This window comes from Sphingobacterium tabacisoli (assembly GCF_017908035.1).
Lineage (GTDB): Bacteria > Bacteroidota > Bacteroidia > Sphingobacteriales > Sphingobacteriaceae > Sphingobacterium > Sphingobacterium tabacisoli.
Genome location: NZ_JAEQMU010000004.1, coordinates 500,385 through 525,326, shown reverse-complemented (window position 1 = coordinate 525,326; position 24,942 = coordinate 500,385). Strand labels below are relative to the sequence as shown.

Sequence of the window (24,942 nt, the reverse complement as noted above, 5' to 3'; positions counted from 1 at the left end):
AGTTTTAGTTCGTTTTTGTGTTCTTCTTATGTGTTATTTCCCAACTTGATGAAGAGACAGCTACGGAAGCTGTTCCTATTATTTGTGCATTGTGTAATGTTGAAATTTCTATAGTGGTGTCTTTTGATAAGCGCTGTATGCTGAATTCGAGCATCGATGCTTGAATTTGAGGTAATAATATCTGACCAATTTCAGAGCCCTTGCCACTAATGATCACCTTCTCTGGATTGATGATGTGGATTAGGGTAGCGATGCCTTTGCCCAACATATAGCCTATTTTTGCAAAGGACTCAATCGCGACTTGGTCGCCGTTAAGTGCGGCTCCTATGAGTTGGTCGATGTCAATTCGGCCAACTTGACCATAATTGGCTGTCAATTGAGATATTTGTCCATTTTCTATTTGTTCGCTTGCATGCCCCAAAGCCGCAATTAATGAAGCCTCTACTTCGAGACAGCCCCGTTTGCCACAGGAACAGAGCTTGTTTTGATTGGACAGTGGTATGTGACTGAATTCTCCGGCATAACCGCTATGGCCCTTGAATAATTTTCCTTCTAATATCATTCCTAGACCAACTCCCCAATTTAGGTTTATAACAAGTGCATTGTTGCTTCCTTTGGCTTTCCCGAATTGATGCTCTGCAATCGCAATTGCGGTAGAGTCATTTTCGATATAAGTGGGGAGTTGCAGATGTTTCTCTACTGTATTCTTAATGCTGTAAAGCGGATGTGTGCTTGAGTAGGAGGTATTGATTCCTTTCTCGGAATCGACAAAACCAGGCATGCTAATGCCGACCGTTAGAATATTCTCTTTGTCTTGTCCCTCTAGAAATCTGTCAATCAATAGTAGGATTTCTTGAACAGGGTTTTCACTTTGATCAAGATGAATGGGAGACTGCTCTAGCTCCTTGATGATATGATTGGATAAGTCCAAGAGGGAGATGCTCGTGTTATATTGATCGATAGCAATCGCCAATAAATTAGGGAGTACGGGAATGTTTAACGAGTAGTGGATAGCGCGACGTCCTCCTGTAGACGGAGCGAGACCATCGGAATTGATCAAGTTGTCTTTTAGTAACTCTTGTACGCTACGAGTGATATTAGGAACACTTTTTCCAATAGTATTACTTAACTCGGCAATAGATTGAGGAGTGTGATAGTATAGAGCGGTTAATATTGCCTGATTGAGCGTTTTCAATTTAAGAAACTATATCAATGTAAATAACTGGATTTAATCTATTGATAAAGATATGTTAAAATAATTTTAACATCAAAATACTTTTTAATTTTTTTAATAAGTTTTGTGTTGTTAAATCTTATGAAGCTATTTCTGAGCATTAGAGACCTGTATATTTAGTAAGATTTTGATAAATTAATTTTTCTCTGGATGCTGTATTCCTTCCTTTTGTAACAAATAAAAGTCCTGATAGTAAATAGGTGTCAGTAAAGTTGTGTGTCTGTTTTTGCGTATTTGTAATGAAAAATAGTAACTTCGTGCAATACGCTATAAATTATGAAGCAACGATATTATTCTTTGGACGTGTTTAGAGGGGCTACAGTAGCACTGATGATTATGGTAAATAATCCTGGTACGTGGTCTTCGATGTTTGCACCATTAAAACATGCGCCTTGGCATGGCTGTACACCAACGGATCTAGTGTTTCCCTTTTTTTTATTTGCAGTTGGTAATGCGATGTCATTTGTTATTCCACGGATGCAGGATGCAGGGGCTGGGGTTTTCTGGAAGAAGGCGGTCAAACGGACTATTTTGATTTTTTTAATTGGTTTAGGATTGAATTGGTTCCCTTTCGTACATTGGGGGGATACCGGGTTGCAATTTAGGGAATGGGTGAGCAGTGTAGATCCGACTAAAGGTGTACGCATATTCGGTGTATTGCAGCGAATAGCAATAGCCTATTTCTTTGCTTCTGTACTAGCCTATTATTTTAGACCACGAACCTTGATCTATTTGAGTGCTTTCATCTTATTAGGTTATTGGGGGCTGTGTGCGTTTTTAGGTACAGGAGACCCTTACTCCTTAGAAGGGTGGTTTGGTACAGCCTATGATAAGCAGATTCTGGGAGTTGCTCATATGTATAAAGGTGAGGGGGTGCCATTTGATCCGGAAGGACTTTTGAGTACGATACCTGCTGTGGTACAGGTTGTCTTTGGCTATTTGGCGGGTACTTTTATTAAGAACCAGGGTCAGGTCAATTGGCTCTGGACCAAAGTGCCACAAAGTAATGAACCTCATTTTAAATTGCTGTCCGGTTTATTCGTTACAGGATTTATCTTGGTGGTTTTAGGTTGGACATGGTCATTAGGTTTTCCTATTAACAAAAAAATATGGAGTAGTTCCTATGTATTATATACAACAGGCTTGGGGATTATGACCATCGGGGGAATGATTTGGTATATCGAAGTACAAGGTGTAAAGAATAAGTTGACCCAGTTTTTCGATGTCTTTGGTAAAAATCCGTTGTTCATCTTTGTGTTGAGCGGACTGCTACCCAAAGCAATGGTCTTGATTCGTATTCCAAATGGAATCGGAGAGAAGGGGGAAGCTTTGTTTACAACGCCTTTTGCTTGGTTCTATAAGAATGTCTGTGCGCAGATTCCTGGACCTACTGAGTTAGGTTCATTTATCTATTCGCTTTGCTTTTTGGTGATTATGTGGATTATCTGCTATTGGCTTGATCAGAAGAAAATATATGTAAAAGTGTAATTTTTGGAATAAGGAAAAAAGTACAAGGAGCAAAGGCGAGGTAAGTCTTTATTCTTTTGTCTTTGTTCTTTCAATCTAAGTTTTTACCTTTGCACGCAATTAATAGATTTTTTAACGCTTTAATATTATTCAAGAGATGTATTTAAGTAAAGAGTACAAAGCTGATATTTTCGCAGAATTTGCTGGTGCAGCTGGAAACACAGGTTCTGCAGAAGGACAAGTCGCTTTATTCACAAAGAGAATTGCTCACCTAACTGAGCACTTGAAAAGAAACAGGAAAGATTTTAACACACAACGTTCCCTACAAATGTTGGTAGGTAAGCGTCGTGCTTTATTAGCTTATTTGTTCAAAAAAGACATCAACCGTTACCGTGCGATCATCAAAGGTCTAGGTTTACGTGATATCATCAAGTAAGCTTGATACAGTGAAAAGCTTAAAAGGCCGTCCAAATTTTGGATGGCCTTTTTTTATGAACTAAAATGACAGACGAAAGTTTAGTTTACTCCGTTTTTACTCTAAATTTTATTTACCTTTGTGAGGATTTTTAAAGGTCAAAAAACAAGGTGCATCATATTAGTAAAGAGGAAAATGCACCAATAAAGAAAACAAAATGAGTTATAACGAAAAGAAAGTAACGATTGAGATGGGCGGTAGCCTTCCTCCAATCGAATTGTCTACAGGGAAGTTAGCAAAGCAAGCTGATGGATCTGTCGTATTGAAACAAGGTGATACTATGCTATTAGCTACTGTTGTATCAAACAGAGAAGCAAAAGCAGGTGTTGATTTTTTGCCTTTGTCGGTAGATTATCAAGAAAAATATGCAGCAACAGGTCGTATTCCTGGAGGATTTTTACGTCGTGAGGCAAGATTGTCTGATTATGAGGTGTTGATATCCCGTTTGGTCGATAGAGCGTTGCGTCCATTGTTCCCGGAAACATACCATGCAGATACTCAGGTGATGATTTCATTGATTTCTGCTGATAAAGATATTATGCCAGATGCATTGGCAGGTTTGGCAGCGTCTGCAGCTATTGCTGTTTCTGACATCCCTTTTAACGGACCGATATCAGAAGTACGTGTTGCAAAGATTGATGGTCAATTAGTAATTAACCCTCGTCTTTCAGAGTTGGAAAAAGCGACTTTAGAATTTATCGTAGCTGGTTCTGCGCAGGATATCGGTATGGTTGAGGGAGAAGCGAATGAAATTTCAGAAGCTGAAATGGTAGAAGCGATTGCTTTTGCGCATGAGGCTATCAAAAAACAAGTAGCCGCTCAGTTGGAGTTGACTAAGCTTGTTGGTTCTGAAGTGAAACGTGAATTCAACCATGAGCCTTCGAATCCAGAGTTACGCGAAGCTATTTTTGCGGCAACTTATGATAAGGTTTATGAAATTGCAAAATCCGGATCTACTAAACACGAGCGTTCAGAGAAATTTGGTGCTATTGGTGAAGAGTTTTTCGCAACATTAGGAGAGGAACTTGATGAAGAGACAAAATTCTTAGCGAAGAAATACTACCATGATGTACAGTACGATGCTGTACGTAATTTGGTGTTGGATGAAGGAATCCGTTTGGACGGACGTAATGTACGTACTGTACGTCCAATTTGGTCTGAAGTAGATTACTTGCCTGCAGCTCACGGTTCAGCAGTGTTTACACGCGGTGAAACCCAAGCATTAACTTCGGTTACTTTAGGTGCCAAAGATGATGAGCAGATGATTGATGGTGCTTTCATCAATGGCTATAATAAATTCATTTTACATTATAACTTCCCTGGATTTTCTACTGGTGAGGTAAGACCGAATAGAGGGGCAGGTCGTCGTGAGATTGGTCACGGTAACTTGGCTATGCGTTCGTTAAAGCAAGTTCTTCCGAGCGATTCTGAAAACCCATATACAATCCGTGTGGTTTCTGATATTTTGGAATCTAATGGTTCTTCATCTATGGCGACAGTATGTGCTGGAACTTTAGCATTATTAGATGCTGGGGTTAAATTGAAAGCACCTGTGTCTGGTATCGCAATGGGATTGATCACAGATGAAAAATCAGGCAAGTATGCTATTCTATCCGATATCTTAGGTGATGAAGATCACTTGGGAGATATGGACTTTAAAGTAACAGGTACTGAAAAAGGTATCGTCGCTTGTCAGATGGATTTAAAGATCAATGGCTTAAAATGGGAAGTGTTGACTCAAGCTTTGGATCAAGCGAAAGAAGCTCGTCTTCATATCCTTGGTGAGATGAAGAAAACAATAGATGCGCCACGTGAGGATTATAAACCGCATGCGCCTCGTATTATTTCTTTGACGATCGATAAAGAATTTATCGGTGCTGTAATCGGCCCAGGAGGTAAAATCATTCAAGAGATGCAACGTGAGACCGGAGCTACTATTTCTATCGAAGAGGTGGATGGTAAAGGTATCGTTCAGATTTTTGCAGATAATAAAGCCGCAATTGATGATGCAAGTACACGTATTAAGAACATTGCAGCTAAACCGGAGATAGGTGAAATCTACGAAGGAAAAGTGAAGTCTATTATGCCTTTTGGTGCTTTCGTAGAGATTATGCCAGGTAAAGATGGTTTATTACATATCTCTGAGATCGATTGGACACGTTTAGAGACAATGGACGGTGTGTTGAAAGAAGGTGATATCGTTACGGTAAAACTTCTAGATGTGGATAAACAAGGTAAAATGAAACTTTCTCGCAAAGTGTTATTGCCTCGCCCTCCAAGAGAAGAGAAACCAAAGCAGGATGCTAAGCCGTCATCAGGAGACGCTCCTAAGGCATAGGGATCTCCTATTATAAGTACACAAAGCTCAGCTATCTTTTAGCTGGGCTTTTTTTATGTCATTAATCTTTGATCCCCATTGGAGTCTACTGCTTGTGTACAGGTAGGTCCAGTCTATATATTAAGTATCCGTTAGTACGGTCTTTAACTACCCTTAATATAGCCAAAGGCTAAGCTATGGCTATGTAAAGGCTATGTAAACCCTATGCTATTGCTATTTTAATATTTAACCTGTTACGAGGTGGTTCCAATGAAGAGGCTAAAGTTGACCGAGGGGAGAGTTGTGTCAAATAATAAGCCCCGAAGTACTGTACTTCGGGGCTTATTATTTGATGTTAATGTTGTTATTGGTCTTTCGCTTATTTTCCTGGGCCGAATACGTTTCCGACCATGGTCATTGCACAGCGGAATCCGGTCATAGCATTAGACTCGTTTTGCTGCATATAACGTCTGGTTGCTGGATTTAACCAATAGGCTCTGTCATTCCAAGACCCACCTTTGAATACCCGGGATTTATCATTGACAAGCGTGGTTTTGCCATAAAGAGCCTGTTGTTCTTCATCTTTAAAACCTCTTACATCATAGTCATAAGTGGTACTGTTAGGATCACCGGATTTAGCTGCTTGTAGCTCTTCCCAGGTTTGTTTTCTAGGGGCTTTGGCCGGGACTTTAATCGGTCGGCCATATTTGTCTTTTGCTAGTGTTCTAGTCTCTGCGTTTTCGTATTGATTGTCCATGAATACATGACCACGGAAAGGATTGAAGTCCTCAAAATCTTCAAATGAAAGCTGACGATATACATCACTCACCCATTCGTTGACATTTCCTGCCATGTTATATAGGCCGAAATCGTTTGGCTTGTAGCTTGTTACAGGTACAGTTATGTCTCCGCCATCATTTAGATCTCCGGCTACTCCCATATTATTACCACCAGTAATCTTGAAGTTGGCCATCATTCTACCCTGGTTTTTTCGGCTACCATCACGTACACCTAAGCCATTCCAAGGATAGGCTTTGCTAGTTTCGATATTACCATCGTAGGTGTTGCCAATAAGGCCTAGTGCAGCGTACTCCCATTCTGCTTCTGTTGGAAGTCTGTAGGGTTGCTTTAAAATACCATCTTCCATGCGGACAGTACGTCTAGCATCTTTTTGTGCACCTATTTTATTGTCCTTAGGCATATTCTTACCATCTATTCCCTCGCCCTGTAATTGGCCGTTTAGGTAGATTTCGGTGTTGAAAGCCTGTCCAGCTTGTTGCTGTTGCTCGTTTAATGTTTTGTAATCTGTTAATATACCGCGTTGGCGGAGAATATGTTCGTTTACACGGTCTGTACGCCATTGACAGTACGCATTGGCCTGCTCCCAAGAGACACCCACGACAGGGTAGTCTTGAAAAGAAGGGTGGCGTAAGTAGAAGTTTACATAGGGTTCGTTATAGGATAGGGGATTTCTCCATACCAACGAGTCTGGCAATGCATCATAGTACAGTTTGCCGTCTTGCGGATAGTTCTGCGCAATCCAGTGTAAGTATTCTAACCAATCGGCATTGGACACTTCTGTCTCGTCAATGTAGAAAGAAGCGACGGTAACTCGTCTTCTTAGATTGTCATGTGAAAAAGCTAAATCTTCATTCAAACTCCCGCCCATAACAAAAGTACCTCCTTCGATTCCGACAAGGCCTGGTCCGGGACTCTCTTTAATCTTACGGTTGATTTGAAGGCCTCCATTGTAAGGGTCGTTATATCGTACGCCCGTCTTCGCGGATACGTCTCCACGTCGGCTTTTGCTTTTGCAGGAGGTCATCAGCAGTGACGATGCGGTAATTAAGACCGCGGATGTAATGACAAATCTCAAATAGTTCATATGAATAATCAATTGTCCATTTAATTAACTCCCAAAAATATAAATAATTTAAGAGATATGGTATGCTTTACGATATAAAATCATCTACTATTATAAGATAGCGTCGTTAAGAAAATTTAATTGTCCTAATCTTTGCGTTTTTACCGCTGTTCTAGTATTGGGCTTTGTCCGAAATATGTAGTAATTTAGACGTTTTTTAAGGAATAGTTGGTCGCTATCAAACGCTGACCGCTATTGGGAAGACAAACCGGTTCACCAGTTGGTGGATCATGAAGTAATTATATACATATGAAAATCAAAGTAGGATTTGGATTTGATGTTCATCAGATCAAAGAGGGACATCCATTTATTATCGGAGGAGTGTTGTTGGATCACCACGCTGGAGCATTTGGTCACTCGGATGCAGACGTGTTGGTGCATGCTATTTGTGATGCGATTCTTGGTGCCGCAAATTTGGAGGATATCGGTTATCATTTTCCAAATACGGATGAACGATGGAGAGGGATCAGTAGTTTGGTTTTACTTACCGAATGTGTGCGTCTTGTTCGGGAAAAGGGCTGGACGTTAGGGAATATCGACGCTATGCTTTGTCTTGAAGCACCTAAAATAAAGCCTTATATAGTAGCAATGAAGGAAAAAATAGCTGAAGCAGCAGGGGTAGAAGTGGACGATATTTCGATAAAGGCAACAACCAACGAAACCATGGGATTTATAGGGAGAGAAGAGGGAGTTGTAGCTTATGCGGTCTGTTTAATACAGAAAGGATAGGTGTGATTTAATGGTTGGATGTTCTAAGGGTGTGAAAATCCTTAAATTTAGTGTTTTTTAACTGCGATTATGCTGTAATAATTAATACTTTTGTAGTGTTTGGGGGCGAAGTGTTTGAATCCGATTACCTTTATATATAGGTTTATAGAATGTTAGTTTTAATTTCAAAATCTGCCTTACGTTATATACTGTTAGGAGCTACCCTGTTGGTATTCCTTTTTGTCTTTTTGGCATCGTGTAAGAGTGCTAAAAACAAAAACAGATCCTTTGACAGGGTTAATGGTGTTAAGGAAGATAAAGAGTATAATTTTCGGCAGAATTTCACTACGAGATATAACATCCTTTATAACTCAAACCTCATGCTAGACGAGGAGCGGGAGAATATTTTTCATAGCGCTAAAAAGAATTACCAAGTACGTCAGACTGTGTTTGATGAACCTCAGGGTGATGGTGAAGCCCACAAGTTAATGGATTCGCTCATTCAAAAGGCTTATAAGATTGTCAATAATAAACAGGAGAGTAAATACGTCAATGAGGCTTACCTTTTAATCGGAAAGGCAAATTACTATAAAGGAGCATACCATACTTCAATAGAGTTTTTTAATCATTTGCTTCGGTCGGCGGTCGAAGAGCAGAAAGAATACTTGCCTCTTGCCTACGCCTGGAAATCGAGAGCACTCTTACAGATTGGTAAGAATGAAGCCGCTAAACTGGCGGTGGATTCTTCGTTCGTTACATTGGATGAAGAAAAAAGTACACGTGCTTTTGTGAATGCCGCTGCCGCAAATTACCAGGTGCGGATAGGAGAAGAGTTAGCTGCAATCCCTTATTTGGAATATGCGCTGGAGTCCAGTGCGAGCTTGATTGACAAAAGACGCTGGACGTTTTTGTTAGCGCAGCTGTATATGGATAACGGTAAAAAAGAGAAGGCATATCTCTATTTCGAGAAGATTTCAAAAAGTAACGTTCCTTTTGATATGGCGTTTGAGGCCAGTCTGCAGGCTGCATTTTTAGAAGGGGATAAAGGAGGAAATGTTGAAGAGCGTATCAAGCCCTTGAAAAAGATGCTCAAAGAAGGGAAAAATGATGGTTATCAGGACCAGATTCTTTACCAAATTGGGGATATTTATTACGAATCAGGAGATACGAAAGAAGCCCTAGCGTATTTTGAACGGTCATTGGTCCAACCGAAGCGTAATGAGTATCAGTCAACAGAAACCTATCTGAGGTTGGCAGAGCATTATTTCAATAATCAATATTATTTTAAAGCGCAGAATTACTTTGATTCGGTAGCTATGGTGTTGCCTGCAGATTATACTGATGTAAACAAGGTGCGCCGGAAACTGGGGTATATGGATGAAATCACCCAGTTATATCAGGAGGTTTCATGGCAGGACACCTTGCTTCAATTGGCTGCTCTGAGTGATACTGCGCGTGAGGCTGTTTTGGAGGTATATGCACAAGATCAGTTGCAATTAAAGAAGAAAGAAATTGAAAAGCAGGAAAAACTAGCAAAGAAAACCAAGAAAAAATCTACTGGTATGTCTGTTACCAATACAGCTTATGCCGCGTATGGACAGGGACAGTCTATGGATTTTTCTGGAGCTACAGATCGTGCCTTTTATTTTAATAATCCCGATGAGCTACTGGTTGGGCAAAGTGCCTTCAAGCGTAAATGGGGAAATAGGCAGCTCAAGGATAATTGGCGCTATGATAGTGATAATTCGGGAAACTTGCCGGTTAAACAGGCGGTCGTTGTCGCACTGGATAGTGTCGGAGATAAACAGGAACTGGATGAAGAGCTTTTTGTTGCAACGGCAAAAGCTCGCTATACAAAGGAAGTTCCTACAAGTCAGGAAGCTTTTGAAGCAAGCCATAAAATTGTACACGATAAACTTATCGTGATAGGTAATATCTATAGGGATTATACGCAGGATAACAGAGATGCGATTAAGGTATATGAGGAGTTCTTAAGGAGATATCCAAATACTGAAGCCGCTGCAGAGATATATTATTCATTGTATCGAATGTATGACGGTATTGATAAGGTAAAATCACAAGATTACCTTAACAGGCTTGTAACATTATTCCCGAATAGTGTGCATGCAAAAGTGGCTAAGGACCCTTCTTACATGGATAAGATAAAAAGGGATAAAAATATTCTCGACCGCGTCTTCGAAAAACTATTTACGCTGTACGCAAGCGGAGACCATGCTGCCGTAATTAGAGAGGCTGATATCGACCTAAAAGAACGTTTTGAAAATACAGCTTTAGTTGCGCAAGTGGAATATTTAAGGGCGCTTGCTGTTGGTCGTGTTGGCCGTGTTGAAGATTTTACCGCTGCTTTACAAAGTATTACGGAACGTTATCCGTCAGATAGTCTGGTCGTACCACTGGCAAAGGAAAATTTAGCATTTATAGAAGAGAATCCTCAATATTTCATAAATCGCGTCAATGCACTTCAGGATATGGATAAATCCCGCATTGCTTTTCTCGATGAACCAGATATGACTGCTTGGCCTGGCCTTGGTATCTACGGGGATTATAGAACTGGTACGGCAATTGTTAGGGAAATACCGAAAATAAAAGAAGAACCTAAGAAAGAGGTGGTAGCTAAAGTAGAAGAGAAGGTGAAGGAGGAGCCGAAGAAGGAAGCTGTAGTAGTCAAGGTGGAGGAGAAAGTGAAAGAAGAGCCTAAGAAGGAAGTGGTAGTGGCTAAGGTAGAAGAGAAGGTGAAAGAGGAGCCTAAGAAGGAAGTGGTAGTGGCTAAGGTAGAGGAGAAGGTGAAAGAGGAGCCTAAGAAGGAAGTGGCAGTAGCTAAGATAGAAGAGAAGGTCAAGGAAGAGGAAAAGAAAGAGGTGTCTCTAGTGGATGTCAAAGGAACAGATAAACTTGCTGCTAATGGCAAAGTAAATACAGATGTGACAATAGTTGGTAAAGACGTAAAGCTATTAGATTCAAAAATAGACTTTGGTCCAAATGATTATAGGGATAAGAAGTTGTTTCCAGATACGGCGGAGTATTATTTTACAATAAACATCCTCGATCCTAAGGTAAATATGGCACCAAGTCGTTATGGTTTAGGGCAGTTTAACCGTACACGGTATAGTAATTTATCTATTAACCATCAACTAGCGGTCATTAATGGAGAAAACCAATTGATTTTTGTAGGGCCATTTAAGACTTTTGAAGAAGTAAAATTATATGAGTCAAGGCTGTTGCCATTAATGCCTGAAATAATGAAAGTACCAGGAGAAATTTATAATACTTTTGTGATTACAAAGCAATCTATCCCGGCGCTGACAGATGGTGTAGAGATAAAGAAATACCATCAGAATTACATAGAACAATAGCGGATATTTTTATACGATGAAGAGAGAATCGAAGAACATTAAACTAACACCGGAAGAAATAAGTAAATATACGCGTACATTTTGGCAGATTTTAATAGGGGCAATAGCTCTAGTATGTTTGTTTTTAGTCGGTGTGCGTGTTGGATTGTTTGGAAAGCTGCCTTCGTTTGAGGATCTGGAGAATCCTCGCAGTAATCTAGCCTCAGAAATTCTAACAGACGACAATCGCGTGCTGGGGACCTACTATCTTCAGAACAGATCAAATGTAAAATATAGTGAGTTGTCTCCGCACTTGGTACATGCGCTAGTGTCTACAGAAGATAAGCGATTTTATGACCACTCAGGTATCGATTATTTTAGAACATTAACGACTATTTTTCATACAGTCGTTTTGCGGGACAAGCAAGGAGGTAGTACAATAACCCAACAATTAGCACTGAATCTTTTTTCTGAAAGACGTGAGCGTAGTACGATCAAACGTGTTATGCAGAAGTTTCAGGAGTGGATAACATCTGTACGCTTAGAACGGAATTATACCAAAGAGGAAATTATTATGATGTACTTTAATACTGTGGATTTTGGGTATAAAAATACATTTGGTATTAAATCCGGTGCTCGTACGTTTTTTAATACAACCCCTGATAAGCTGACAGCGGAACAAGCTGCGTTGTTAGTGGGTATGCTGAAAGGACCTACTATGTATTCGCCTATAAGAGCTGCGGATAAAGCGTTGACCCGTCGTAATCAGGTTCTGATTAATATGCATGCGGAGAATTTTCTGACAGATGCAGAGCTTGCTGATGCTAAAAATAAACCTTTAGGTTTGGATATAAATATCTCTAGCTATGGAGAAGGATTAGCACCATACTTTAGATCGGTATTAAAGGATGAGATCAAAAAGGAACTACAACGACTCTCTATTACAAAAGCCGACGGTACTCCTTACGATTTAGATCGGGATGGTTTACGTATTTATACTCCATTAAATTATAAAATGCAGGAGTATGCGGAGCAGGCGCAAAAGGAGTGGATGCAAAAACTGCAACGTGAATTCGATAAACAATGGCGTAGTAGAGATGCGTTTTCAGGCGAAAGAGCAAAATTACTTGAGACCGGTATGAGACGCTCTGATCGTTATCGGGAGTTAAAAGAAAATGGTGCTTCGGCAGAAGAAATCAAAAAGGCATTTAATACGAAGGTGTCTATGAGTATATTCACTTGGCGTGGATCTATAGATACCGTCATGACGCCTATGGATTCGATCAAATACAATAAATTGATACTCCGCAATTCAATGATGGCGATGGATCCAACGACTGGACATATTAAGGCCTGGGTCGGAGGTGTTAATTTTGAACATTATAAATATGATCACGTGAAGATGGGGACGAGACAGGTCGGATCAACGGCCAAACCTTTCACCTATGCCGTAGCGATAGATAATGGTTATTCTCCTTGTTATACGGTTCCTAACCATCAGCAGACCTATGGTAACTGGACTCCTCGTGGGACTGTGCAAGGGGGGGATCCTATTACATTAAAGAATGCGATTAAGTATTCCCAAAACTTTGCTACAGCTTTTGTGATAAATGAAGTCGGAGCCTCTAGTGTGGCTGATTTAACCCGTAAGATGGGAGTGACTTCAGATGTGCCTAATTATCCTTCTATCGCTTTGGGGGCATACGAAGCTTCGGTGTATGATATGGTCGGTGCTTATTCTGCTTTTGTCAATCATGGTACGTGGATCGAACCAACGATGATTCTACGCATAGAAGATAAAAATGGTACGCCTATCTATGAGCGTACGCCAAAAGTCCTCAAAGTACTGAACAGCGAATCTGCCTACATCATGGTTGATATGTTGAGAGGTGTTGTTGATGGGGGTACAGGTTCCCGTGTTCGTAGAGCGGACTATGGAGGGTTGACTATTCCTATGGGGGGTAAGACAGGTACTACAAACGGTAACGCTGATGCTTGGTTTATCGGTTTTACGCCACAATTAGTTGCGGGGGTATGGACCGGAGCTGAAGATCCGAAGATTAGTTTCAGTAGTATGCAATATGGGCAAGGAGCCGCCGCCGCGCTACCTGTATTCGGTTTATTTATGAAGAAGGTATATAGTGATAAATCTTTAAATTATACAAAGACTGATTTTCCAAAACCTCCAGAGGGGATGACACGTGTTATGGATTGTTCGGAGTATTCGAAGTATGAAGGTTATTCTTCGGAGCCTGAACTGCAAGACGATCGGTTAGGTTTTTAAATTAGATGTGATCTTTGCGGTCACAACAGTATAAGATGCTCACCGCAGGAAAAATACTCTTTCGGTGAGCTTTTTGTTTGGTGTTGTTCTAGTCTTAGGATTGTCCTACGATAAAAAAGATAGAGGTTGAAAAAGTAATGGGTTCATTTGACTATAAAGCAGAATTAAAGCGGATTCCGCACAAACCTGGGGTATATCAATATTTCGATAAAGATGATGTGCTGATTTATGTTGGTAAAGCTAAGGATCTGCGGAATCGGGTTGGGTCCTATTTCGTCAATGAACGGCAGCTCAATTCAAAAACGAAGGTTCTAGTCCGCAAAATACAGCGTATCGCTTTTACCATTGTAGACACGGAAATCGATGCATGGCTTCTTGAAAACAATCTTATCAAAAAGAATAAGCCGAGGTATAATGTTATGCTCAAGGACGACAAGACTTATCCTTGGATTGTGATCAAGAATGAGGCTTATCCTCGTGTGTTCTGGACGCGTAACTATGTCAAGGATGGTTCTCGGTATTATGGTCCGTATGCTTCGGTAGGAATGATGCATATTGTTCTGGATACGATACGCGAACTTTTCCCATTAAGGACTTGCTCGTTGAATCTATCGCCGGAAAACATAGCAAAAGGGAAGTATAAAGTCTGTCTCGAATATCAGATCGGGAATTGTAAAGGACCATGTGAAGGCCTCCAAAAACAGGAAGAGTACGATCGAAACTTAGAAAGTATCAAAGATATTCTGAACGGTAAGATCGGTGTGGTTACTTCTAGGCTGAAAGAGCAATTGGCTGAGGCTATCACCGCGTTGAATTTTGAAGAAGCACATCTTTTGAAAACGAAGCTAGATAAACTAGATAACTATCAGAGTAAGTCTACTGTGGTCAGTTCGTCTATTACTAATGTTGATGTGTTTAGCATTGCCTCGGATGAAGGTTACGCTTTTGTCAATTTCCTAAAAGTAATGAATGGAGTTGTAATCCAAACACAAACATTGGAAATGAAGAAACGACTCGATGAAAGTGACGAAGAGCTCTTGGCTATCGCAATTCCGGAGATTAGAAATCGCTATAGAAGTGTTTCGCGCGAGATTATTGTGCCATTTGAATTAGAGATTGAAGGACTGCCGGCCGAAGTTAATTTTGTGGTGCCTAAATTAGGTGATAAGCGGAAGTTGTTAGATTTATCTCTTAAGAATGTGGCCTATTTTAAGAAAGAGCGATTGCTTCAGTATGAGAAATTAAATCCAGAGGTAAAAACAGAACGTTTGTTGAACCAGATGCAAAAGGATTTAAGGATGAATGTGTTGCCACGACATATCGAATGTTTTGATAACTCCAATATTCAAGGTAATTTTCCGGTATCTGCTATTGTCGTGTTTAAAGATGGCAAACCATCCAAAAAAGATTATAGGCATTTTAATGTAAAGACTGTTGAGGGGCCTAATGATTTTGCGACGATGGAGGAAGCTGTTTTCCGACGTTATAGACGATTGTTGGACGAACAACAGGAATTACCTCAACTGATCATTATAGATGGAGGGAAAGGACAATTGGGGGCAGCGTTAAAGAGTTTAAGACTTTTGGGGATAGAAAAGCAACTTACGGTTATTGGGATTGCAAAACGATTGGAGGAGCTTTATTACCCGGGAGATCAGTATCCCCTTTATTTGGACAAAAAGTCTGAAACTCTTAGGGTGATACAGCATTTGCGCGACGAAGCGCATCGCTTTGGAATTACGTTTCATAGGAACCAACGCAGCCGCAAGACCTTTGTTTCTGAATTGGAAAATATACCAGGTATTGGAAAGACTACGGTTGAAAGGCTCTTAAAGACCTTTAAGTCTGTGAAGCGGATTAGAGAAGAGTCGGATGATAATTTGGGACAGGTGCTCAATGCGAAGCAACTCAAAGCCCTACGGTCTTATTTTGAAATGCCTAGGGAGTAGCTGTGCCTGGGCATTATTGATAAAGAGGTGCCGCATATCCTTGCTGGCACCTCTTTATTATTTAATCGTCGTATCCAAAACGTTTTAAATGGTTTTTCTTGGATCTCCAATCGGGAATGACTTTCACGAATAATTCTAAAAAAACTTTTCCATCAATAAATTCCTCAATATCCTGTCTTGCGTAGGTGCCTACTTTTTTGATCATTGCACCTGCTTTACCAATAAGAATGTTCTTTTGGGAGTCTCGCTCTACGATAATTTCCGCTGCGATCCGCGTGATCTTAGGTTCTTCTTTATAGGAGGTTACCACGACCTCTGTACTATAAGGGATTTCTTTGTCATATAGCTTGAAGATTTTTTCACGGATTATTTCTGAAACGAAGAAACGCATAGATTTGTCCGTAAGCTCGTCTTTCTCGTAATATGGAGGGTGTATAGGTAACTTGTCCTTGATATAGGTCAAAATGGGAGGGACGTTATATCCTAATAAAGCAGACATTGCGAATATAGCCTCTGGATTGAGTTTCTCTTTCCAGAATTCCATCTTTTCTTTTACTTCTTCTTCAGAAGATTTGTCTATTTTATTGATTAGAACAGCTACTGGAGAAGAGGTTTTGCGTAATTTATCTAGCACATCACTCTCGTCATACTTCTCGTGTATATCAGTAACAAATAAAATAATATCAGCGTCGATTAATGAACCTTCTACAAAATTCATCATAGATTCTTGCAGTGTATATTTGGGGACGATCACTCCAGGAGTGTCAGAAAATATTATTTGATGGTCTTCATCGTTCACAATTCCCATAATACGATGACGGGTAGTTTGAGCTTTAGGCGTGATGATAGACATCTTTTCGCCGACTAAAGCATTCATTAGCGTAGACTTACCTGCGTTTGGCTTACCAATAATACTTACGAATCCTGCTTTGTGTGACATTATTTTGCTTTTTATTTGTTTTGCAAAGAAACAAATAATATCTTTGTACTCCAATTAAGGAAGTAAATAATCTTTGATTTTGCTAGCAGAAGCAAAGATTTGAAATGAAAATATATTGCGGGGTGGAGCAGTGGTAGCTCGTCGGGCTCATAACCCGAAGGTCATCAGTTCGAGTCTGGTCCCCGCTACTAAAAAACTTGAGGCGCGAGGCTTCAAAAAAGCGAAAGTATTGCGAGATAGAGCTATAAAGTTCGTCGACTCTTGTCTTCCAGTTGGTGGTCATCAGTTCAAATCTCAAAAATGCAATAAAATATATTGCGGGATGGAGCAGTGGTAGCTCGTCGGGCTCATAACCCGAAGGTCATCAGTTCGAGTCTGGTTCCCGCTACTAAAAAGCCAAGTGCTAGCTTGGCTTTAAAAACATATTGCGGGGTGGAGCAGTGGTAGCTCGTCGGGCTCATAACCCGAAGGTCATCAGTTCGAGTCTGGTCCCCGCTACTCGGTAGAAAGCTTAATCGAAAGATTAGGCTTTCTTAGTTTTGTAGCCAATTTAACGAGATGATGTATACTGTTTACGTATTGTATTCATCTGTTTATGATAAGATCTATATCGGTTATACCGGTAATCTAGCTAATCGTTTATTGAGTCATAATGAGCTGTCAACAAAAGGTTGGACGGTTCGGTACCGGCCGTGGAATTTGCTCTATCAGGAGGAATACACTAGTAAAGAAGAGGCGATGAGGAGGGAGCGGGAATTAAAGAGTGCTCAGGGGCGTGTTTTTATCCGTGGTCTGTTGGTTTGAAGGGCTCTTATCCGCCAGCTGGCGGACATCAGTTTGAGTCTGGTCCCCGCTACTCAGTAGAAAGCTTAATCGCAAGATTAGGCTTTCTTAGTTTTGTAACCAAATTAACGAAATGATGTATACTGTTTACGTATTGCATTCACCTGTTTATGATAAGATCTATATCGGTTATACCGGTAATCTAGCTAATCGTTTATTGAGTCATAATGAGCTGTCTACAAAAGGCTGGACGGTTCGGTATCGGCCATGGGATTTGCTCCATCATGAGGAATACACTAGTAAGGCAGAGGCGATGAAGAGGGAGCGGGAGTTAAAGAGTGCTCAGGGGCGAGTTTTTATCCGAGGTCTGTTAGTTTGAAGGGCTCTTATCCGCCAGCTGGCGGACATCAGTTCGAGTCTGGTCCCCGCTACTCAGTAGAAAGCTTAATCGCAAGATTAGGCTTTCTTAGTTTTGTAACCAAATTAACGAAATGATGTATACTGTTTACGTATTGCATTCACCTGTTTATGATAAGATCTATATCGGTTATACCGGTAATCTAGCTAATCGTTTATTGAGTCATAATGAGCTGTCTACAAAAGGCTGGACGGTTCGGTATCGGCCATGGGATTTGCTCCATCATGAGGAATACACTAGTAAGGCAGAGGCGATGAAGAGGGAGCGGGAGTTAAAGAGTGCTCAGGGGCGAGTTTTTATCCGAGGTCTGTTAGTTTGAAGGGCTCTTATCCGCCAGCTGGCGGACATCAGTTCGAGTCTGGTCCCCGCTACTCAGTAGAAAGCTTAATCGCAAGATTAGGCTTTCTTAGTTTTAGAATCTCCCCTCTTGTTAAATTTTACCCTTTTTTAATGTGCCAAATACCTGAAATTCGATTTGCAACTTTTAATTTTTGTGTATTTATGTTAAAATGATTTAGCTGTATATATTTACATGTTACATAATTGTTGTTTGTGCAAACGATTGTTCAATTTACGCAAACGTTTGATGTTAACGCAAAGTTTTTAAAACTGTAACATTAGGGTAATTTGGAGCCATAAAACTAGATTGTGATAAGGACTAGTTTGCCGAATACCTTAAATTAATATTTATGATAAAAAGATTTTCAAAACCTTTTTTTGTCAATGGATTCTATTCGATTACTTCTGCAGTAATGTTAGCACTAGTGGCGCCTAATTTGGCTCACGCCAACTTTGTTGTCAATGGAATCGATGGTAATACTGTAGAAGGGCAAAAAAACATTTCCGGAAAGGTAACTTCTAGTTCAGGCGCTTTAAGCGGTGCTACAATTACAGTTAAGGAAAACCCTGGCGTAGCAACATCTTCTGATAAAGATGGTAATTTTTCGATTGCTGCTACTATAGGACAGACATTGGTTATTACCGCTGTGGGATATGAGCCTTTAGAAAAGAAAATAACCGGAGAAGTATTGGCGATTGTGTTGGTTGAATCTAGTGAAGCGTTGGAAGAGGTTGTGGTAGTAGGATATGGTACCCAACAGAAAAAAGAAAGTTTGACTGGAGCGTTACAAACGGTGAGTGGTAGTAAACTGAGAGATGTAACTACTCCTGCTGTCGAGAATATGTTAAATGGCAAAGCTGCTGGTGTCTATGTTTCTCCTGGAGGAGGAAAGCCTGGTTCTAGCGGGGCTGTAGTTATTCGTGGACAAGCTACTTTGAGTGGTACTTCAAGTCCATTATGGGTTATTGATGGAGTGATTGTGGGATCTAGTCCTGGTGATATTAATCCAGATGATATCGCGAGCATGACTATTTTGAAAGATGCGGCCTCCACATCCATCTACGGTTCGCAGGGAGCTAACGGAGTTGTCGTAGTTACTACCAAAACGCCTTCTGCTCAAAAAGGAGGATTGAGTTTCTCAACGAAAATGGGGTTTAATCAACTCCATAATGGCAACCTTGAGATGATGAACGGTGAGGAGCTTTATGATTATTATAAATCGTTTCAGAATGCTGATAAAATTAAGTTCAACCTTTGGAATGAGGATTTAAGAGAACGTGATTTTGATTGGTGGAAGCTAGCGACGAAAACAGGTTTTGTTCAGAATCATAATGTATCATTGCAATCAGGTACAGAAAAGCTACAATCTTTACTTTCTCTTGGGTATTATGACGAAGTTGGTGCTGTGAAAGGGTATGGTTATGAGCGCTACAACGTGCGAATGAATACGGTTTACAAACCGTTTGATTGGTTGACCATTAAGCCTTCTATTGTAGGTGCCCGTAGAGGAGTGGATGACCGTCAGTATTCGACAGGTGCGATGTACTCGAATTTACCTTGGGATAGTCCGTATGATGAAAGCGGGAAACTTGTGCCACACCGTTATAGTGGATGGGTTAATAGTAATAGTACCAACTATCTGTACGATTTACAGTGGAATCATGGTTCGAGAACGAATTATGAGTTAATGGGTAATCTAGATTTCGATATTAAGATAACGGATTGGTTGACCTATTCATCTATAAATAACTACAGGTATAATACATCCAGTAAGAGTACTTACACCGACCCTCGTTCTAATAGTGGACTAAATGTCGATGGACGTAACGAAGATTATAGAACAGAATATGCGAGACGGTATACAACGCAAATTTTGAGAGCCAATAAAAGATGGGGTAAGCACGCGGTTAACGGTATTGTAGCGTATGAATTCAATGACTATTGGGCAAAAGTGTTAGATGTTTTTGGTAAAGGATTTATTCCAGGGTTCGAAGTCTTGGATGCTGTGTCAATACCTGAGCGTACTAGAAGTAGTATAAACGAATGGGCGACACAGTCTTATTTATCTAATGCGAATTATTCTTACGATGATAGATATTTAGCACAAGTGTCCTTTCGTAGGGATGAGGCGTCCAATTTTGGTAAAAAGTCCGGCAACTTCTACTCTATCAGTGGAGGATGGAATATTCATCGGGAGAATTGGTTCAATGCCTCTTGGGTTAATAACCTAAAACTTCGTGCCGCATATGGAACAGTAGGAAATAGGCCTGAATCACTTTACCCACAGTATAGTTTATATGGGGTAGGAGGAAGATATAGTTACGATGCTATGCCAGGTATGCTAATTACCCAAATTGGTAACAGGGGATTAACTTGGGAACAGACAGCTACAACGGGTCTTGGGATAGATGCGACTTTATTGGATAGCCGTTTGAGGTTGAATCTGGATTGGTATGATAAAAATACAGATAATATCCTCTATAAGGTGCGTGTTCCTACAGTTACAGGTGTGAGGGATGTATGGAAGAATATTGGTGAGATGAATAATCGCGGCTTCGAAATTACTGTTGGCGGAGATATTATTCGTAAGAAGGATTGGCTTTGGTCTGTGGATGTTAATCTAGGACATAACCGAAATAAGTTGACGGGGATGTATCAAACAAGACAGGCTGATGGTTCTTATGTGTTCAAAAATATTATTATAGGTGACGATACCAATATAGCTGGTTCAGCGAGTAGGGTATTAGATATCGGCCGTCCTGTGGATACCTATTACTTGAAAGAATGGGCTGGGGTTAATCCGGATAATGGTGCGCCGATGTGGTATATTGTAGATCGTGATGGCGATGGAAATGAAATAGGTCGTAAGACTACATCAAACTATGCTGCCGCGACTACAGAAAAATTAGGAAAAGCTTCTGCTGATATATTTGGAGGTATCAATACATTTTTAAGCTATAAACAGTTCGATTTAGCGGCGGTATTTGGTTACTCTGTCGGTGGAAAGATTTACAATTACTCACGGCAGGAGTACGATGCGGATGGGACATATACGGATCGTAATCAAATGAAATTACAGAATGGTTGGAGTCGTTGGGAGAAGCCTGGGGATGAGGCTACGCACCCTGTCGCACGTTACGAAAATAATATGAACGGGAATAAGGTTTCTTCTCGGTATTTAGAAGATAGTGATTTTTTACGTCTACGGTCTTTGACGATAGGATATAACTTTAATCTTGAGCAATATAAAGTAAAAAATCTACGTGTGTTTTTTGCAGGAGAAAATTTGTTCACTTGGACGAAGTATTCGGGCGTAGATCCTGAACTGCCTGTTAAGGAAGACAACGGCAAGATATTAAGTACGACGGGAACTGATGTATATCCATCCGTACGTAAGTTTATGTTCGGTGTTAATGTTTCATTTTAAGAAGAGCAAGACAGTTTTATGAAAAAAATAATAATGATATTGATCGCATCAGCTTCTCTTGCTGCTTGTGATATTGATAGGATGCCTTATGGCTCGATGGAGTCTGAGAATATAGTAGATAATCCAGAGGCGGCCATAGATGGGTTATTGAATGGAGCATATGCACAGTTGAAGGCATGGTCTGATCCTATGCATCGTGCGGGTGAATATGCAGGGGATAATATGATGATTCGGGGGGCTTCTACTGATGATTTCTATGAATTTATTTCCTTTTCTCGAACTCCTGAAAATGGACGATTGGGACAATTTTGGGATGATAGTTATATTGCAATTGCTCAGGCATCGAATATATTGAAGATGATAAAAGAAGGGCAGAGCGAAGAATTGGACAGTAAACTCGGTGAGTGTTATTATATTCGGGGAATGCTGTATTTCTACCTAGTTCGTGCTTACGGTAGGCCCTACGCGCAGAATCCAGAAACAAATCTAGGTGTGCCTATTGTGAATGGTACGCCCGATAATGTTATCGATGGCTTACAATTGCCCGATCGTTCTACAGTAAAAGAGGTATATGAGCAGGTTATTAGTGATCTGACAAAGGCTGAAACGATGATTGCTAAGGAACGGAATGGTAAGAAAAGAATGCCGATTGTAGCATCAAAAGGTGCAGCGCAGGCTTTGTTGTCTCGGGTGTATTTGTATATGAGCGGCACTTATGAGTCGCCAAATGTGCAATACGCGCAGTTGGCTGTAGATTACGCTGATAAAGTGATTTCATCAGGGGCATATGTGCTTTTGGGGAGAGATCAATTTATGAAATATAATACCTATACTCCAGAAGCAAATCCAGAAACAATCTTTGCTGTTAAACGTTTAGCTTCAGAATTTTCTGGTGATGATCATTTTTATGGAGTCGGAGGGATGTATGCGAATATTGGTGGGCAAGGTTGGGGGGAAATGTATGCCAGTGGAAAATACATTGATCTATTAAATGAAGCAGGTCGAAATGATTGGAGACCAGATAGCTATAAAATGGTTGATGCAAGAGCGGCATTTATAGAGCCTACCTATTACAAAAATCCGAATTCGGGTAAATATCTGGAGGTTTTCCGTTTTATAAAGGAAAATGATAATCAGACGTGGGATTATGTACAGGATACTGTGGTGCGTAATGGCGCTACAGTCTCTACTAAAAATAATAAAGAAGTTTATACGCTTACTCCTATTAATGCCGAGCAAGGTGTATACAGCATCAAATATAAAGATGGCAAAACTTATAATGGTGTGTTGGATTATTATATTAGTTTGAATAGAGCTTATCCACAGTTCTATATCATAAAAGCATCAAGAGAAGGTGAGGATTCACACCTGCACTCACCGGTTATTAGTCGTCTTGGTGAAGTTTATTTGAATCGTGCTGAAGCCTATGCGAAACTAAATAATTATGGAGCAGCTTTGTCGGATTTGAACCTTATCCGTAATCGTTCTATTGTAAATGGAGGTTATACTTCATTGGATGCGAGCAATGCGAGCGAACGTATAGACAAGGAGCGTCAGTTAGAGTTGGCTTATCAGGCTGAACGTAGTTATGATGTATTTAGAAACGGTGAATCTTTGACGAGAAGATATCCAGGGCCTCACAATCAAACTGAAGAAATTAAAGCCACGGATTATAGAGTAGTTTATTATATACCTCAAAGTGTTATTAATTCATATCCAGGTACATTAACGCAAAATCCTACGGGCAATAAATAGGATTGAGCAGGTACTTGCTTTTTTAGAAGCCTCACATATTTTATGTGAGGCTTTCTTTTTGATTCTTTGTCCTATTGGTATAAGAAAGAATAGGGGCTGATCTTTTCGTGAGATTAAAATATTATCTAGGAAGTTGCCGGCAACAAAACATAATGCCACTGTTTTTGCGTAACTTTGTCCGTTCTATTTATTGAGTAATAAAAGATTAGTTGCCGTGAGGGTAACGCGCGAGATAAAATTTTAAAGATATGGCAAACATTGTTGCAATTGTAGGTCGTCCCAATGTGGGAAAATCGACCTTATTTAATCGCTTGACAGAGAGTAGAAAAGCGATTGTAGATGACTTTAGTGGCGTGACGCGTGACCGTCATTATGAAGTCGCAGATTGGATCGGTAAGAAATTTACGGTAATTGATACCGGTGGTTTTGTACATGGGTCAGATGACGTATTCGAAGAGGCTATCCGGGATCAGGTTCATATCGCTATCGAAGAAGCCTCGGTTATTATATTCATGGTGGATGTAACTACCGGAATTACGGATTTGGATGATGAAATTGCAGATTTACTGCGCCGTACATCTAAACCGGTATATGTTGTCGCAAATAAAGTCGATCACGCAAAGCTACATCATGATTCTGCAGAGTTCTATGCGTTTGGTTTGGGCGAAATCTATAATGTGTCTTCGGCTACAGGCTCTGGCACGGGTGAGCTCTTAGATGCAGTAGTTTCTAACTTTCCAGATGAGGAAGAAGAGGATGAAACTCCTTTGCCAAAAGTAGCGATTGTGGGCCGTCCGAATGTCGGAAAATCCTCTATGACTAATGCTTTATTAGGAGTAGATCGTAATATCGTAACGGACGTAGCAGGAACTACACGTGATTCTATTCGGATCCATTACAACCAATTTGGACATGAGTTCTTATTGATAGATACAGCTGGGTTGCGACGGAAAAGTAAGGTGAACGAGGACATCGAGTTTTACTCGGTTATGCGTACCATAAAGGCTTTAGAGGATTCAGATGTAGTGGTATTGATGTTAGATGCCAATGATGGGATCGAAGGACAGGATATCAATATCTTCCATTTAGCTGAGAAAAATAAAAAAGGTATCCTTATCGTTGTCAATAAATGGGATACTATTGAAAAGGACAACAAAACGATGAAGGAATTTGAGGCTCGAATTAAAGAGAAAATAGCACCCTTTACCGATGTGCCTATCCTCTTTACTTCAGTGACGGAAAAACAGCGTATCTTCAGAGTGGTAGAAAAGGCCATGCAAATCTTCGAGAATAAGACGAAAAAAATACCTACATCTAAGTTAAATGATGTGATGTTGGAGATAATAGAAAACTATCCGCCACCATCCATAAAAGGTAAATATATCAAAATCAAATATGCAACACAGCTTCCAGGACGAAGCCCTATGTTTGCATTTTTCTGTAATTTGCCACAGTATATCAAGGAGCCTTATAGACGCTTCGTAGAAAATAAATTACGGGAGCATTTTGATTTTAATGGTGTTCCAATCCAAGTGTATTTTAGACAAAAATAGTTTAATCAATTTATT

The 24,942-nt window shown here is 40.2% G+C and carries 16 protein-coding genes and 3 tRNA genes; 16 read left to right on the top strand and 3 right to left on the bottom strand.

Annotated elements, in window-relative coordinates:
- Positions 1-4 precede the first annotated feature (4 nt).
- Positions 5-1,195, bottom strand: a complete 1,191-nt coding sequence (locus JKG64_RS16645; protein ID WP_210355416.1) for an ROK family transcriptional regulator — start codon at positions 1,193-1,195, stop codon at positions 5-7.
- Positions 1,196-1,510: 315 nt separating this feature from the next.
- On the opposite strand from JKG64_RS16645, the gene JKG64_RS16640 reads away from it, so the two are divergent.
- The 3 genes from JKG64_RS16640 to pnp all read left to right on the top strand — a co-directional run bounded on the left by JKG64_RS16640 (position 1,511) and on the right by pnp (position 5,514).
- Entirely contained in the window at positions 1,511-2,722 is a 1,212-nt protein-coding gene (locus JKG64_RS16640; RefSeq protein WP_210355415.1) for an acyltransferase family protein, read from the top strand.
- A gap of 136 nt (positions 2,723-2,858) precedes the next feature.
- A complete protein-coding gene (gene rpsO / locus JKG64_RS16635; protein ID WP_210355414.1) occupies positions 2,859-3,137 on the top strand; it encodes a 30S ribosomal protein S15 in 279 nt (92 codons plus the stop codon).
- Positions 3,138-3,333: 196 nt separating this feature from the next.
- Complete coding sequence (gene pnp, locus JKG64_RS16630) at positions 3,334-5,514, top strand: polyribonucleotide nucleotidyltransferase (protein WP_210355413.1); 2,181 nt, start codon at positions 3,334-3,336, stop codon at positions 5,512-5,514.
- Positions 5,515-5,872: 358 nt separating this feature from the next.
- On the opposite strand, the gene JKG64_RS16625 is transcribed toward pnp, so the two are convergent.
- Complete coding sequence (locus JKG64_RS16625) at positions 5,873-7,378, bottom strand: SUMF1/EgtB/PvdO family nonheme iron enzyme (RefSeq protein ID WP_210355412.1); 1,506 nt, start codon at positions 7,376-7,378, stop codon at positions 5,873-5,875.
- A gap of 288 nt (positions 7,379-7,666) precedes the next feature.
- Here JKG64_RS16625 and ispF point away from each other — a divergent pair, with 288 nt between their 5' ends.
- The 4 genes from ispF to uvrC all read left to right on the top strand — a co-directional run bounded on the left by ispF (position 7,667) and on the right by uvrC (position 15,711).
- Positions 7,667-8,146 (top strand): 2-C-methyl-D-erythritol 2,4-cyclodiphosphate synthase, encoded by a 480-nt coding sequence (gene ispF / locus JKG64_RS16620; RefSeq protein ID WP_210355411.1) that lies wholly within the window; start codon positions 7,667-7,669, stop codon positions 8,144-8,146.
- Between the two features lie 149 nt (positions 8,147-8,295).
- Positions 8,296-11,499, top strand: coding sequence for a type IX secretion system periplasmic lipoprotein PorW/SprE (porW, locus tag JKG64_RS16615; RefSeq protein WP_210355410.1), 3,204 nt, complete (start codon positions 8,296-8,298; stop codon positions 11,497-11,499).
- A gap of 16 nt (positions 11,500-11,515) precedes the next feature.
- Positions 11,516-13,762, top strand: a complete 2,247-nt coding sequence (locus JKG64_RS16610; protein ID WP_210355409.1) for a penicillin-binding protein 1A — start codon at positions 11,516-11,518, stop codon at positions 13,760-13,762.
- Between the two features lie 137 nt (positions 13,763-13,899).
- The gene (uvrC, locus tag JKG64_RS16605; protein WP_210355408.1) at positions 13,900-15,711 is read left to right on the top strand and encodes an excinuclease ABC subunit UvrC; all 1,812 of its coding nucleotides are present in this window, start codon (positions 13,900-13,902) and stop codon (positions 15,709-15,711) included.
- A 61-nt stretch (positions 15,712-15,772) separates the two neighbouring features.
- Here uvrC and era read toward each other — a convergent pair whose 3' ends face one another.
- Complete coding sequence (gene era / locus JKG64_RS16600; protein WP_133585516.1) at positions 15,773-16,651, bottom strand: GTPase Era; 879 nt, start codon at positions 16,649-16,651, stop codon at positions 15,773-15,775.
- Positions 16,652-16,767: 116 nt separating this feature from the next.
- On the opposite strand from era, the gene JKG64_RS16595 reads away from it, so the two are divergent.
- From JKG64_RS16595 to der, 9 genes are all read left to right on the top strand, one after another.
- Positions 16,768-16,839: transfer RNA gene (locus tag JKG64_RS16595), tRNA-Met, on the top strand.
- A gap of 128 nt (positions 16,840-16,967) precedes the next feature.
- Positions 16,968-17,039: transfer RNA gene (locus tag JKG64_RS16590), tRNA-Met, on the top strand.
- Between the two features lie 38 nt (positions 17,040-17,077).
- Positions 17,078-17,149 (top strand) — tRNA-Met (locus JKG64_RS16585).
- Between the two features lie 60 nt (positions 17,150-17,209).
- Entirely contained in the window at positions 17,210-17,455 is a 246-nt protein-coding gene (locus JKG64_RS16580) for a GIY-YIG nuclease family protein (protein ID WP_246512635.1), read from the top strand.
- Between the two features lie 112 nt (positions 17,456-17,567).
- On the top strand, positions 17,568-17,813 hold the full coding sequence (locus JKG64_RS16575) for a GIY-YIG nuclease family protein (protein ID WP_246512634.1): 246 nt from the start codon (positions 17,568-17,570) through the stop codon (positions 17,811-17,813).
- Positions 17,814-17,925: 112 nt separating this feature from the next.
- Complete coding sequence (locus JKG64_RS16570; protein ID WP_246512634.1) at positions 17,926-18,171, top strand: GIY-YIG nuclease family protein; 246 nt, start codon at positions 17,926-17,928, stop codon at positions 18,169-18,171.
- A 370-nt stretch (positions 18,172-18,541) separates the two neighbouring features.
- Positions 18,542-21,619, top strand: a complete 3,078-nt coding sequence (locus JKG64_RS16565; protein ID WP_210355407.1) for a SusC/RagA family TonB-linked outer membrane protein — start codon at positions 18,542-18,544, stop codon at positions 21,617-21,619.
- 18 nt (positions 21,620-21,637) lie between these two features.
- Positions 21,638-23,374, top strand: coding sequence for a RagB/SusD family nutrient uptake outer membrane protein (locus JKG64_RS16560; protein ID WP_210355406.1), 1,737 nt, complete (start codon positions 21,638-21,640; stop codon positions 23,372-23,374).
- A gap of 248 nt (positions 23,375-23,622) precedes the next feature.
- Complete coding sequence (gene der, locus JKG64_RS16555; RefSeq protein ID WP_210355405.1) at positions 23,623-24,927, top strand: ribosome biogenesis GTPase Der; 1,305 nt, start codon at positions 23,623-23,625, stop codon at positions 24,925-24,927.
- Positions 24,928-24,942: the final 15 nt, after the last annotated feature.